This is a genomic window from Nocardioides montaniterrae, assembly GCF_054782655.1.
The window spans coordinates 64,429-78,002 of the sequence record NZ_BAAGSB010000001.1 but is presented as its reverse complement, the minus strand read 5'-3'; the positions used below and the strand labels follow the sequence as shown (position 1 = coordinate 78,002).

Genomic DNA, 13,574 nt, shown 5'->3' with positions numbered 1-13,574 from the left:
CGAGATCACCGACCGATGAGGAGCCCCTCAATGTCCGCCACTCCCGACAAGATCGCGATCAAGCGCGCGCTCGTCTCCGTCTTCGACAAGACGGGCCTCGAGGACCTCGTCAAGGGCCTGGCCGAGGCCGGCGTCGAGCTGGTCTCCACCGGCGGCTCCGCCGCCCTCATCGAGCAGCTCGGCCTCCCGGTCACCAAGGTCGAGGACCTCACCGGCTTCCCCGAGTGCCTCGACGGCCGCGTGAAGACGCTGCACCCGCGCGTGCACGCCGGCATCCTGGCCGACCGCCGCCTCGACGACCACGTCGCGCAGCTCGCCGAGCTCGAGGTCGAGCCGTTCGACCTCGTCGTGGTCAACCTCTACCCGTTCGCCGCGACCGTCGCCTCCGGCGCGTCCGTCGACGACTGCATCGAGAAGATCGACATCGGCGGCCCGTCCATGGTCCGCGCCGCCGCCAAGAACCACCCCTCCGTCGCGATCGTCACCGACGGCGCCGACTACGCCCGCGCGCTCTCCGCAGCGCAGGGCGACGGGTTCACCTACGAGGAGCGCAAGGCGCTGGCCGCCAAGGCGTTCGTGCACACCGCGTCGTACGACGTCGCCGTCGCCTCCTGGATGGGCTCGGTCCTCACCGACAGCAGCGAGGGCACCGGCTTTCCTTCGTGGATCGGTGGCACCTACGACAAGTCCGCCGTCCTCCGGTACGGCGAGAACCCCCACCAGAAGGCCGCGCTCTACCTCAACGGCTTCGGCCCGGCCGGCCTCGCGCAGGCCGAGCAGCTGCACGGCAAGGAGATGTCGTACAACAACTACGTCGACACCGACGCCGCGCGCCGTGCCGCCAACGACTTCGACGAGCCCGCGGTCGCGATCATCAAGCACGCCAACCCCTGCGGCCTCGCAGTCGGCACCTCCATCGAGGAGGCGCACGCCAAGGCGCACGCCTGCGACCCGGTCTCCGCGTTCGGCGGCGTGATCGCCGCCAACCGCCCGGTCACCGTCGAGATGGCCAAGCAGGTCGCCGACGTCTTCACCGAGGTCATCGTCGCGCCTGCCTATGAGGAGGGCGCCGTCGAGATCCTCCAGGGCAAGAAGAACATCCGGATCCTCGTCGCGCCGGTCGACGGCGGCTCCCCGGTCGAGACCCGCCCGATCTCGGGTGGCCTGCTGATGCAGCAGGTCGACCACGTCGACGCCGAGGGCGACGACCCGGCGTCGTGGACGCTCGCGACCGGTGAGGCAGCCGACGAGCAGACCCTCGCGGACCTCGCGTTCGCGTGGAAGGCCTGCCGCGCGGCCAAGTCCAACGCCATCCTGCTCGCCAAGGACGGCGGCTCGGTCGGCATCGGCATGGGCCAGGTCAACCGCGTCGACTCCTGCAAGCTCGCCGTCGAGCGCGCCAACTCCCTCGTCGAGGGCGAGGAGCGTGCCGCCGGCTCGGTCGCCGCCTCCGATGCGTTCTTCCCGTTCGAGGACGGCCCGCAGATCCTCATCGACGCCAAGGTCAAGGCGATCGTCCAGCCCGGCGGCTCGGTCCGCGACGAGCTGACCGTCGAGGCCTGCAAGGCCGCCGGCGTGACGATGTACTTCACCGGCACCCGCCACTTCTTCCACTGATCTCTGGGAGGCTGAACCACGTGACTGCGCAGAAGCTCGACGGCAACGCCACCGCCGCCGCCATCAAGGTGGAGCTGAAGGTCCGGATCGCGGCGCTCGCCGAGCGCCGCATCGCCCCCGGCCTCGGCACCGTCCTGGTCGGCGACGACCCGGGCTCCAAGTGGTACGTCGGCGGCAAGCACAAGGACTGCGCCGAGGTCGGCATCGCCTCGATCCGTGAGGACCTGCCGGCCGACGCCACGCAGGAGGACATCGAGGCCGCGGTCGCGCGGCTCAACGCCGACCCCGCCTGCACGGGCTACATCGTCCAGCTGCCGCTGCCCAAGGGCCGCGACGAGAACCGCGTCCTGGGCCTGATCGACCCCGCCAAGGACGCGGACGGCCTGCACCCGACCAACCTCGGCTGGCTGGTGCTCGGCAACGAGGCGCCGCTGCCGTGCACGCCGTACGGCATCGTCGAGCTGCTCCGCCGCCACGACGTGGAGATCAACGGCGCGGAGGTGTGCGTGGTCGGTCGGGGAGTGACCGTCGGTCGCCCGATGGGCCTGCTGCTCACGCGTCGCTCCGAGAACGCCACGGTCACGCTGTGCCACACCGGTACCAGGGACCTGGCCGCGCACGTGCGCAACGCCGACATCGTCATCGCCGCCGCAGGCGTCCCCGGCATCATCACCGCCGACATGGTCAAGCCGGGCGCGGCCCTGCTCGACGTGGGCGTCTCGCGCGTCGACGGCAAGATCGCCGGCGACCTCGACCCGTCCGTGTGGGACGTGGCCGGTTGGGTCTCGCCCAACCCCGGCGGCGTCGGGCCGATGACCCGCGCGATGCTGCTCGCCAACGTCGTCGCGATGGCGGAGAAGGCCGCGGCCGACGCCTGAGATGACCGATGACCAGCAGCCCGAGCAGACGCCGGAGCCACGGCGCTATCCGTCGACCATCGGCGGAGCGTTCTACCTCGGCGTGCTCGGCCTCGCCCTGGTCGGCATCCTGCTGGTCGGTCTCGGCGTCGACTGGCGCATCGGCATCCGGGTCCTCGCGATCGCCCTGGCCACCGACGGTCTCATGCGGGCGTCCCTGAAGGACCGCGACGCCGGGATGCTCGCCGTACGCTCCCGATGGCTCGACGCCACCATCATGTTCGTGGTCGCCGCGGTCCTGATCATCCTCTCGGTCGCGATCCCCGACCAGCCCGTCTGACCGGCCCTGGCTCCCCGTCGGACTTCCTCGTGACCCGGATACGTGACCCGGATACGGCGGAGCCTGACGCGGGAGGTGGGCTCAGATGAGCCCGAGCTCGGTGACCGCGGCCTTCTCGTCGGCCAGCTCGGCGACGGAGGCGTCGATCTTGCCGCGGGAGAAGTCGTCGATCTCCAGGCCCTGGACGATGGTCCAGTCGCCGCCGGAGGTGGTGACCGGGAAGGACGAGATCAGGCCCTCCTGGACGCCGTACGAGCCGTCGGAGACGACCGCCATGGAGACCCAGTCGCCCTCGGTCGAGCCGTTCAGCCAGTCGCGGGCGGCGTCGCAGGTGGCCGACGCGGCGGAGGCGGCCGAGGAGGCGCCCCGGGCGTCGATGATCGCGGCGCCGCGCTTGGCGACGGTCGGGATGAAGTAGTCCTCGACCCAGGCCTGGTCGTTCACGACCTCGGCGGCGTTCTTGCCGGCGACCTCGGCGTGAAAGAGGTCGGGGTACTGGGTGGCCGAGTGGTTGCCCCAGATCGTGATCTTCTTGATGTCGTTGACGCTCGCGCCGGTCTTGGCGGCGAGCTGCGACTTGGCGCGGTTGTGGTCCAGGCGCGTGAGCGCCGAGAACCGCTCGTTGGGGATGTCGGGGGCGTTCGTCATCGCGATCAGCGCGTTGGTGTTGGCCGGGTTGCCGGTGACACCGATGCGTACGTCGTCGGCGGCGACCGCGTTGAGGGCCTTGCCCTGGGCGGTGAAGATCGCGCCGTTGGCGGAGAGCAGGTCGCCGCGCTCCATGCCCGGACCGCGCGGCCGCGCGCCGACCAGCAGGGCGAGGTTGACACCGTCGAAGATCTTCTCCGGGTCCGAGCCGATCTCGACGCCGGCGAGGTTCGGGAACGCGCAGTCGTCGAGCTCCATGACGACACCCTCGAGCGCCTTGAGCGCAGGCTCGATCTCCAGCAGCTGCAGCTGGATCGGGCGGTCGCCGCCCAGGGCACCGCTCGCGATACGGAAGAGAAGGCTGTAGCCGATCTGGCCGGCCGCGCCGGTGACGGCGACCTTGAGCGGGCTGGTGCTCACGAGAACTCCTTGTGGGAAGACGATCGGCCTCGCCTCGAGGCCGGCACTGCGAAACTAGCAGCGCCCGACCTGACCACCGCAAGGTCTCGCGGGCGTAAACGACGTGTGTCCCGCTGTAACAATGTCCTCATGCGTCGGCAGGGTCGCGCGGCCCTGGCCGGCACACTCATCGCCCTGGGGGCACTCGTGTCGGGTTGCGCGGGGGACGCGTCGGCGTACGTCCCGACGGGGATCGACCAGCTCGCCATCCCGACGCCCTCGCCCCAGCCCGGCGACTTCGTCGAGGTCGTCGACAACCCGTGGTTCCCGCTCGCGGTCGGCACCCGCTGGAGCTACCGCGCCGAGGGCGTGGGGAGCGTGTCGAGGGTCGTCGCCCAGCAGGGCCCGGTCATCGAGGGGGTCGCCACGACGGCGCTGCGGAGTGCGGCACACACCGACTACTACGCGCAGGACCGGGCCGGGAACGTCTGGTGGTTCGGGCGCGCGGGGGAGTGGCAGGTCGGGACCGGCGTCGGCGCCGGGCTGGCCATGCCGGCGCACCCGCGTCGAGGGGACGGTTTCACGATGGCGGCCGCTGGGACGATCCAGGTCCGGGGCAGCGTGGTCGACACCCAGCGCGTGTGGTCCTCACCGCTGGGCAGCAGTCGCGACGCCGTCGTGGTGCTCGTCGTGGAGGGCGAGACCGCTCGTGCTGAGACGTTCGCACCGGGCCTGGGCCTGGTCGCGGACGGCAGAACGGGGCTGGTCCGTGTGGACCCGCCCCGTTCTTGATCTCGATTGGTTTCGATACGCCCTCGCCTAGCGGCTCGGGCTACTCAACCAACGAATGTCAGCCGTTCGGCGGGCGGACGATGGTGTGCTCGCCACCGTTGTCATGGGGAGCGGGCTCCCACTGACCCGGCTCGCCGGCGGCCGGCGCCGGCGGTTGCTGCTGGGCCGGGATCCACTGCTGCGTCACCGGGTCCCACTGCCAGCCGTCCTGGATGATCGGCGCCGCAGCCGGTGCCGGCTCGGCAGCGACCGGGGTGGCCGCCGCAGCCGGGGCGCTGTAGGAGGTCGCCTGGTAGGGCGTGGCCTGGGCCTGCGGCGCCGCCTGAGCGACCGGGGCGGCCTGCGCGCCGGGGACCGGCTGGCCCCACTGCTGGGTGAAGGTCGTGTCGCTGGCACGGGCCGCGCGGTGGGCGAGGCCGAAGCCCCCGCTGAGCTCGGAGCCGTCACGGCCGAAGAGCAGCGGGTAGAGCAGGCCGCCGAGGGCGCCACCGAGGAGCGGCGCGACGATGAAGACCCACAGGTCCTTCATGGCGTCGCTGCCGGAGAAGAGGGCGACGCCGATCGAGCGCGCCGGGTTGACCGACGTGCCGGTCAGCGGGACCGCGACGAAGTGGATGCCGGCGAGGGCGAGGCCGATCGCGGCCGGGGCGAACGCCAGGTGCGGGTTGCGCTTGTCGGTCGAACCGAGGATGACGAGCAGGAAGATCGCCGTCAGCACGGCCTCGATGATCAAGGCGCCCCACCAACGGATGCCGAAGTCGCCGCCGAAGTGGTTCGCGCCGAGGCCGAACTGGGTCGACTTGAAGCCGGAGAAGCCGTGGTAGGTCACCCAGAGGACGACCGCGGCGATGATGCCGCCGAGCACCTGCGCGGCGGCGTACAGACCCGCTTCGGCCCACGAGAGGCGACCGCTGATGGCGGCACCGAGCGAGACGGCCGGGTTGAAGTGGCCGCCGGAGATGCGGCCGAAGGCGTAGGAGCAGACCAGCACGGCGAGGCCGAAGGCGAGGCCGACCGTGCCGACGAAGGCGGCGTCGGGGCCGCCGCCGTCGCTGCGGAGCAGGAGGAGGCTGGAGCCCATGACGGCACCGCAGCCGATGAGCACGAGGATGAAGGTGCCGACCGCCTCCGCGGTGAGCTTCTGGACCAGGGTGGGAGCGGCGGGGACGGCCGCTTCAGCTGCTGCTTGGGTCATGAGGTTGCTTCTCTCCTCGTCGTGGTTCCCGGAAACCTGCAGGTCGGGACTGAGCCTAGGACCGTCCGGACACCCGGCACTAGGCTCGGCCCTGACCGGCGATGAGATATCTTGACGTCAAGAGTTATCGCATGCCCACAAGGCTGAACGATCGAGGAGCGACGCACCGCAATGTCGAGCATCATCTACACCCACACCGACGAGGCGCCGCTGCTGGCGACGTACTCCTTCCTGCCGATCGTCGAGGCGTACGCCGCCAAGGCCGGCGTGCAGATCGAGACCCGTGACATCTCCGTCGCGGCCCGCATCCTCGCGCAGTTCGGCCTCGCCGACGACGCGCTCACCGAGCTCGGCGAGCTGGCCAAGACGCCCGAGGCCAACATCGTCAAGCTCCCCAACATCTCCGCCTCGGTGCCGCAGCTCAAGGCGGCCATCGCCGAGCTGCAGGCCAAGGGGTACGACGTGCCCGACTACCCCGAGAACGCCGACACCGACGAGGCCAAGGCGATCCGGGCGAAGTTCGACAAGGTCAAGGGCTCCGCGGTCAACCCGGTCCTGCGTGAGGGCAACTCCGACCGCCGCGCGCCGCTGTCGGTCAAGAACTACGCCAAGAGCCACCCGCACGTGAACAAGCCGTTCGCCGAGGGCTCCAAGACCAACGTGGCCACGATGGGCGCCCACGACTTCGCCTCCAACGAGAAGTCCGTGACGCTCGCCCAGGACGACACCCTCTCGATCGTCCTCGAGACGGCCTCGGGCAAGAACATCACCCTGCTCGAGAGCCTCCCGGTCCTGGCCGGCGAGATCGTCGACGCGACGTACCTCTCGGCCGCGAACCTCGACGCCTTCCTCGCCAACGCCCTGGCGAAGGCCGAGGCCGAGGACGTGCTCTTCTCGGTCCACCTCAAGGCCACGATGATGAAGGTCTCCGACCCGATCATCTTCGGCCACGTGGTGCGCGCCTACTTCAAGGACGTCTTCGAGAAGTACGGCGCCGACCTCGCCGCCGCGGGCCTCTCGGCCAACGACGGTCTCGGCTCGATCCTGTCCGGCCTGGGTGCGCTGCCCAACGGCGCCGAGATCAAGGCTGCCTTCGAGGCCGGCCTGGCCAACGGCCCGCGTCTGTCCTACACCAACTCCGACAAGGGCATCACCAACCTGCACGTGCCGTCCGACGTCATCGTCGACGCCTCGATGCCGGCCCTGGTCCGCAACGGCGGCCGCCTCTGGGGCGCCGACGGCGGAGAGGACGACACGCTCGCGGTCATCCCGGACTCGTCGTACGCCGGGGTCTACCAGGCCGTCCTCGACGACGTGAAGGCCCACGGCCCGCTCGACCCGGCCACCATCGGCACCGTCCCCAACGTCGGTCTGATGGCGCAGGCGGCCGAGGAGTACGGCTCGCACAACAAGACCTTCGAGATCGCCGAGGCCGGCACCGTCCGCGTCCTCAACGCCGCCGGTGAGGCGCTCCTCGAGCACGACGTCGAGGCCGGGGACATCTGGCGTGCCTGCCAGACCAAGGACATCCCGGTCCAGGACTGGATCAAGCTCGCCGTGACCCGTGCGCGTGCCTCCGGCATGCCGGCCATCTTCTGGCTCGACGAGTCGCGTGCGCACGACGCCGAGCTGATCAAGAAGATCAACACCTACCTCCCCGAGCACGACACGTCGGGCCTGGAGATCAAGGTCCTCGCCCCGGCACTGGCCTGCTCCTACTCGCTGGAGCGCATGCGCAAGGGCGAGGACACCATCTCGGTGACCGGCAACGTGCTGCGTGACTACAACACCGACCTGTTCCCGATCCTCGAGCTCGGCACGTCGGCGAAGATGCTCTCCGTCGTCCCGCTGATCGCGGGCGGTGGCCTGTTCGAGACCGGCGCCGGCGGCTCGGCGCCCAAGCACGTCGAGCAGCTCGTCAACGAGAACTACCTGCGCTGGGACTCCCTCGGTGAGTTCTTCGCGCTGGTCCCGTCGTTCGAGAAGTACGCCGAGCAGGCCGGTGTCGCGGGTGCCAAGGTCCTCGCCGACACCCTTGACGCCGCCACCGCGACGTTCCTCAACGAGGACCGCTCGCCGGGTCGCAAGCTGGGCACGATCGACAACCGTGGCTCGCACTTCTACGTCGCGCTCTACTGGGCCGAGGAGCTGGCCAAGCAGACCGAGGACGCCGCGCTGGCCGAGGTGTTCAAGCCGCTGGCCGCCGCGCTGCGGGAGAACGAGGCCACGATCGTCGAGGAGCTCCTCGCAGTCCAGGGCAAGCCCGCCGACATCGGTGGCTACTACTACCCGGACGCCGAGAAGACCTCCGCGGTCATGCGTCCCTCCGCCACCCTGAACGAGGCGCTGGCCTCGCTCTGACCCTCGCTGGTCGAGCCTGTCGCGACCACGACGACCCCCGGGATCCCCGGGGGTCGTCCGCATTTCCGGGAGGAAATTCGAAGGCGGGGTGTCGGTGCCGGAACCTATCTTGGGTGGACGATGACCTCGACCCTCTCCCGGGCCGACGCGCCGGCGATCCCGGCCCCCGTCGACCCTGACCCCAGCCGCCGTGTGGACTGGCGCCGGCTCCGTACGCCGGCCGCCGGCTTCGCCGTCTCCGCCGTCGCCCTCTCCGCCCTCGGCCAGGCCCTCGGCACCGTCGTCGCCGGTCGGGTGGCCGACCACCCGACCGGCACGCTGCTGGTCTGGCTCGCGGTCTGCGTCGTCGGCGCCGCGATCATCGACACGACCGGTCGCGTGGTGTGGGCAGGTGTGGTCGACCGGGCCGAGGGTCGCCTGCGTGGCGACCTGCTGAGCGCTGCGTTGCACCAGCCGCTCGCCCACCTGACCGAGCAGGCCGTCGGCGAGGTCCTCGACCGGGTCGACGACGACACCCACGAGGTCGGCACGCTGCTGCGCACGCAGATCTGGATGGCGATGCGCACGACCTTCGCGGTCCTGCCGATGTACCTCGTGGCCGGCCTGACCTGGTGGCCCTCGTTCGTGATGTTCCCCGTCGTCGGCGTCCTCGCGTTCGTGGTGATGCGCGGCCCGCTCGCCGAGATCGCGCGCCGCAAGGTGGTCGAGGAGGCCGCCTGGACCGACCACGCGGCCGCCCTCGAGGAGGGCGTCGCCGGGCGCGACGACCTGCGCACGAGCCTGGGTCAGGCCTTCGCCGTACGCCGCCTCGCGCAGCTGTCGTCCGACGTGCACGAGAAGTTCGCCCGGGTGATCCGGCTCGAGGCCGGGCTCACGGTCCGGATCGGGCTGCTGCTGCACGGCCTGCTCGCCGCCACCGCGATCGCGGGGGTGGCGCTGGCGAGCAGCGGCCACCTCGGTGTGCCACGGCTGGTCACGCTCTTCATGGTCACCTCGATCTTCGTCGGCCAGATCCACAACCTCGCCCACCAGCTCCCCGACATCCAGGCCGGCGTGGGTGCGGTGATGCGGCTGCGCCAGCTGCTGGCGGTCGAGGCCGAGCCGATCGGGGGAGAGGACGTCCCCGCCGGCGCGCTCGACCTGCGCATCCGCCACCTCGACTTCGCCTACGACGAGTCGACGTTCGCCCTGCGCGACATCGACCTGTACGTAGAGGCCGGGCACACCCTCGCCCTCGTCGGTCGCACCGGCTCGGGCAAGTCCACGCTGGCCTCGCTGCTCTCGCGCGCGGTGGAGCCCCCGCCCGGGACGATCTTCCTCGGCGGCGCCGACATCACCACGCTGGACCTCCACGAGCTGCGCCGTCGGGTCGGCGTGGTCACCCAGCGCACCGAGATCCTGGCCGGCACGCTGGCGGACAACATCGCGCTCTTCGCGCCGGTGCCGCGCGAGGAGATCGAGGCGGCGGTCGACGAGCTGGGCCTCGTCGACTGGGTGGCCGGCCTGCCCGAGGGCCTCGACACCCTGCTCGGCCCCGGCGGCACGACCCTCTCGGCCGGCGAGGAGCAGCTGGTCTCCTTCGCGCGCCTGCTCGTGCGTCACGTGCAGGTGGTCGTCCTCGACGAGGCCACCGCCCGGATGGACCCGGTCACCGAGGCGCGGGTCGTGGCGGCGGCCGATCGGCTGATCAGCGGCCGGACCGGCATCCTCATCGCCCACCGCCTCAGCACCATCGAGCGCGCCGAGGCCGTCGCCGTCCTCGACCACGGGCGCGTCGTCCAGCACGGCCCGCGCGACGAGCTCGCGATCGTGGACGGGCCGTTCCGCAGGCTGCTGGAGGCCAGCGACACGACGACGTTCGACGATGTGGCCGGCGCCGGCGCCGGCGCCGGCGCCGAGTCCGACGTGGAGGCGTCGGTGGGCGGGCGCCGTCGTACGAGCGAGGCGCCCGCGCGGGCCGCCGTCGGCGACGGGCCGTCGCTGGCCCGCGGGACCTGGTCGGCGCTGCTGGTGCGGCCGTGGTGGGGAGCGGTGTCCATCCCGCTGTTCCTCGGCGGCACGGTCTTCGGCCCGCTGGGAGCGCTGACCGGCTTCGTGTGGGGCGAGATCGTGCAGCGCCTGCAGGACGGCCGGCCGGTCGGGCTGTACGCCGGCCTCCTGGTGCTCGGGCTGTTCGCGGCGCCGTACGTCCTGGCCGACGCGATCCGTCGCTACCCGCGCTGGTGGATCGAGGTCATGCTCCGGGTGCGGATGTCGGTGCTGCTCGGACAGATCGGCACGCGGCGGCTGCCGCGGACCCCGCCGGGTGAGGTGGTCGCGCGGTCGATGGACGCCGATCGGTTCGCGAGGTACGCCGACCGTTGGGTCGACTTCGTCAACGGCCTGGTGATCGCCGCGGTCACCATGCTCGTCGGCGGGACCTGGCTCGCTGGTGCCGTGCTGCTGGCCGTGATGACGGCGAGCGCTCTGGCCTCGTCGGTCGGGCGCCCGATCGCCGGGCGCTCGGCGGCGCGGTCGTCGGCGGCTCGGGCCCGCTTCGGGCGGGCCGTCGTCTCGGCGGTCGAGTCGGCGCGGACGGTCAAGCTGGCCGGCCGGACGCCACAGGTGCACGCGCACCTGCGGCAGGTCGATGACGGCCGCGTCGAGGCCGCCGTCTTCGAGCACCGGGTGCAGGCGTTCCTCGACGGGGTGCCGATCGTGATGGTCCAGGTCGGCGTCGTCGCGGCCTGGGCGTGCTACCTCGCGGACGTGTGGGGGATCGCGACCGCCCTGCTGGTGGCCACCGCGGTCAACGGCTTCGACTGGTTCGGCCGGGTCGCGGGCGCGGTCGTGACCGAGGCGCCCGGCACGCGGGCGTGGCAGCGCGCGACCTCGCGGTACGCCGGTGGTGTCGACCTGATGGCGCTGCCGGCCGGCATCGACCTGGTGTCGGGCGACGCACCCGCCGCGCCGGTCGCCGACCGCGTTCGGCTCGACCGGCTCACGCTCTCGGGCTACACGGCGATCCACGACGACGGCACGATCGGGGCGACCGGGGTGGACCTGGTGGTCGAGAAGGGCGAGCTGGTCCTGCTGGTCGGCCAGATCGGCTCGGGCAAGTCCTCGCTGCTGTCCTCGCTGGCGGGGCTGATCGACCACGACGGGTCGCTGCGCTGGAACGGATCGGAGGTGAGCGATCCCGAGGTCTTCCTCCGACCCGGCCAGGTCGCGCACATCGCGCAGGTTCCTCGGGTGCTGTCCGGGACGTTCGCCGACAACGTCCGCCTCGGCCACGCACGAGACCTCTCGCTGCCGCTGTCGACGGCGCGCCTGACCGAGGACGTCGCTGAGGCCGGTGGGCCCGACGCGGTCATCGGGCACCGCGGCGTACGTCTCTCCGGTGGGCAGGTCCAGCGCCTGGCCCTCGCCCGCGCGCTGGCCACCGAAGCCGAGCTGCTGCTCGCCGACGACGTGTCGAGTGCGCTCGACGCCGCGACCGAGATCGAGCTGTGGACCGCGCTCCGAGAGCGCAACGCCACGGTCATCGGCGCGACCTCCAAACGCGCGGCCCTCGCGCAGGCCGACCGCGTCGTGGTGCTCGTCGACGGCCGGGTCGCCGCGATCGGTCCGTGGGGCGACCTCGCTGCCGAGTGGGGTCACCTCGCCGGATGAGGTGGTCGCCAGCTCCTTGCTTGCATGCATGCAAGTGGGTGGTCGGGCTCCTTGCTTGCATGCATGCAAGTGGGTGGTCGGGCTCCTTGCTTGCATGCATGCAAGTGCGTCGTCGAGCCCTCGCTTGCAGGCATGCAAGGACGTCGACGGCACCCCGGATGGCGGACCGTTGACGTAGCCCCTCAAGAGCGGTTTCGTTGCTCCATCATGGGCAGCTGGAACAGGTTCTCGTTTGTGGCCGCCGCCGTGGCGCTGGCGGCCGGTGCCCTGATGCCGAGCGGTCCGTCCCAGGCCGTGACCTCGCCGGCGCCGCGACCGTCCACCCACGGGCACTTCGCGACGGCGCCGGATGGCCGGGTGGTGATCACCCACGGCGTGAACATGGTCTACAAGCGGCCGCCGTACACGGCCGCGGCGGCCGGCTTCGACGCGCAGGACGCCGCCTGGTTGCGCAGCCTCGGCTTCACCAGCGTGCGCCTCGGTCTCATCTGGAAGGCCGTCGAGCCGAAGCCGGGCGCGTACGACGACGCCTACCTCTCCGAGATCCGGCGCGAGGTCGCGATGCTCGACTCCTACGGCATCTCGACGCTCGTCGACTTCCACCAGGACATGTGGAACGAGAAGTTCCAGGGAGAGGGCGCACCTGACTGGGCCGTGCTCGACGGCGGGGTGCCGAACGTCCCCGCGGCCGGCTTCCCCGGCAACTACTTCGCCAACCTCGCGACCAACCGGGCCTTCGACAGCTTCTACGCCGACGCCCCGGGCCCCGGTGGCGTCGGCCTACAGGAGAGGTACGCCGGCGCGTGGGCCCACGTCGCGGCGTACCTCCGCGGCACTCCCGGCGTGATGGGGCTCGACCTGTTCAACGAGCCGTGGCCGGGCACGCTCTACGCGACCTGCATCCCGCTCGGCTGCCCGCTGCTCGACCGCCAGCTGCAGCGCGCGGAGCAGAAGGTGATCGATGCGATCCGTCGCGTCGACCCGGTGACGCCGGTCTACTACGAGCCGAGCACCCTCTTCGCCGACGGCGTCAACACGACGGTGCGGCCGACGGGCACCAACCTCGGGTTCTCCTTCCACGACTACTGCGTGACCGCCGAGGTCGGCTCCTCGACCGGACCGCTCGGCACGCTCGTCTGCACCGTCACCGACGGCATCGTCTGGCGTAACGCAGCGGCCAACACCCGGGCGACGGGGGCGGTCCCGCTGCTGACGGAGTTCGGCGCCACCAAGGACGGGCCGACCCTCACCGGCGTCGCCGACCTGGCCGAGAAGAACATGACCGGCTGGCAGTACTGGGCGTTCTGCGGCTGCGACGATCCGACCACGACCGGACCGGGCGACGAGCAGGCGCTCGTCCTCGACGCCACGAAGCCGCCGACCGGGGCCAACGTCGACGAGGGCAAGCTGCGCGCCCTCGTCACGCCTTACCCCGAGCTGACCGCGGGCACCCCGACCGGCTACCACTTCGACCGCGACACCTCCGTGTTCACGGCGAGCTGGACGACCACGCGCTACGGCACCGCGCAGACGTACGCCGCCGGCGCCCGCACCCGGATCTCCACACCCGCCTTCGTCTACCCGAGCGGCTACCGGGCCTCGGCCTCCGGCGGCCACGTCGTGTCACCGGCCGATGCGCCGGTCCTCGTCGTCGCCCAGGACCCCGGTGCCACCACCATCACTGTCACCGTGCGCCCGAGCTGAGCTAGGTTCC

Annotated in this window: 9 protein-coding genes; 7 read left to right on the top strand and 2 right to left on the bottom strand. The window is 71.4% G+C overall.

The window, feature by feature from the left end; genetic code table 11:
• Positions 1-30 precede the first annotated feature (30 nt).
• Genes purH through ACYVJ3_RS00370 form a run of 3 tightly spaced genes read left to right on the top strand, consistent with a single transcriptional unit; the run spans position 31 to position 2,814 of the window.
• Positions 31-1,617, top strand: coding sequence for a bifunctional phosphoribosylaminoimidazolecarboxamide formyltransferase/IMP cyclohydrolase (purH, locus tag ACYVJ3_RS00380; protein WP_460850489.1), 1,587 nt, complete (start codon positions 31-33; stop codon positions 1,615-1,617).
• Positions 1,618-1,637: 20 nt separating this feature from the next.
• A complete protein-coding gene (locus ACYVJ3_RS00375; RefSeq protein WP_460850488.1) occupies positions 1,638-2,495 on the top strand; it encodes a bifunctional methylenetetrahydrofolate dehydrogenase/methenyltetrahydrofolate cyclohydrolase in 858 nt (285 codons plus the stop codon).
• Between the two features lies 1 nt (position 2,496).
• On the top strand, positions 2,497-2,814 hold the full coding sequence (locus tag ACYVJ3_RS00370; protein ID WP_460850487.1) for a DUF3017 domain-containing protein: 318 nt from the start codon (positions 2,497-2,499) through the stop codon (positions 2,812-2,814).
• Between the two features lie 81 nt (positions 2,815-2,895).
• Here ACYVJ3_RS00370 and ACYVJ3_RS00365 read toward each other — a convergent pair whose 3' ends face one another.
• A complete protein-coding gene (locus ACYVJ3_RS00365) occupies positions 2,896-3,882 on the bottom strand; it encodes a malate dehydrogenase (protein WP_460850486.1) in 987 nt (328 codons plus the stop codon).
• Between the two features lie 129 nt (positions 3,883-4,011).
• Between ACYVJ3_RS00365 and ACYVJ3_RS00360 the strand changes: the two genes are divergently transcribed.
• The gene (locus tag ACYVJ3_RS00360; protein ID WP_460850485.1) at positions 4,012-4,653 is read left to right on the top strand and encodes a hypothetical protein; all 642 of its coding nucleotides are present in this window, start codon (positions 4,012-4,014) and stop codon (positions 4,651-4,653) included.
• A gap of 58 nt (positions 4,654-4,711) precedes the next feature.
• On the opposite strand, the gene ACYVJ3_RS00355 is transcribed toward ACYVJ3_RS00360, so the two are convergent.
• Positions 4,712-5,848, bottom strand: a complete 1,137-nt coding sequence (locus tag ACYVJ3_RS00355) for an MIP/aquaporin family protein (protein ID WP_460850484.1) — start codon at positions 5,846-5,848, stop codon at positions 4,712-4,714.
• Between the two features lie 171 nt (positions 5,849-6,019).
• Between ACYVJ3_RS00355 and ACYVJ3_RS00350 the strand changes: the two genes are divergently transcribed.
• The 3 genes from ACYVJ3_RS00350 (at position 6,020) to ACYVJ3_RS00340 (ending at position 13,564) form a co-directional block, all read left to right on the top strand.
• Positions 6,020-8,209, top strand: coding sequence for an NADP-dependent isocitrate dehydrogenase (locus tag ACYVJ3_RS00350; protein ID WP_460850483.1), 2,190 nt, complete (start codon positions 6,020-6,022; stop codon positions 8,207-8,209).
• 120 nt (positions 8,210-8,329) lie between these two features.
• The gene (locus tag ACYVJ3_RS00345) at positions 8,330-11,860 is read left to right on the top strand and encodes an ATP-binding cassette domain-containing protein (protein ID WP_460850482.1); all 3,531 of its coding nucleotides are present in this window, start codon (positions 8,330-8,332) and stop codon (positions 11,858-11,860) included.
• Positions 11,861-12,094: 234 nt separating this feature from the next.
• On the top strand, positions 12,095-13,564 hold the full coding sequence (locus ACYVJ3_RS00340) for a cellulase family glycosylhydrolase (protein ID WP_460850481.1): 1,470 nt from the start codon (positions 12,095-12,097) through the stop codon (positions 13,562-13,564).
• Positions 13,565-13,574: the final 10 nt, after the last annotated feature.

Bases quoted from the DNA above. Each gene is read 5' to 3' on its own strand.
- purH (WP_460850489.1), top strand. From the start codon at position 31: ATGTCCGCCACTCCCGACAAGATCGCGATCAAGCGCGCGCTCGTCTCC.
- ACYVJ3_RS00370 (WP_460850487.1), top strand. From the start codon at position 2,497: ATGACCGATGACCAGCAGCCCGAGCAGACGCCGGAGCCACGGCGCTAT.
- ACYVJ3_RS00360 (WP_460850485.1), top strand. From the start codon at position 4,012: ATGCGTCGGCAGGGTCGCGCGGCCCTGGCCGGCACACTCATCGCCCTG.
- ACYVJ3_RS00355 (WP_460850484.1), bottom strand. From the start codon at position 5,848: ATGACCCAAGCAGCAGCTGAAGCGGCCGTCCCCGCCGCTCCCACCCTG.
- ACYVJ3_RS00350 (WP_460850483.1), top strand. From the start codon at position 6,020: ATGTCGAGCATCATCTACACCCACACCGACGAGGCGCCGCTGCTGGCG.
- ACYVJ3_RS00345 (WP_460850482.1), top strand. From the start codon at position 8,330: ATGACCTCGACCCTCTCCCGGGCCGACGCGCCGGCGATCCCGGCCCCC.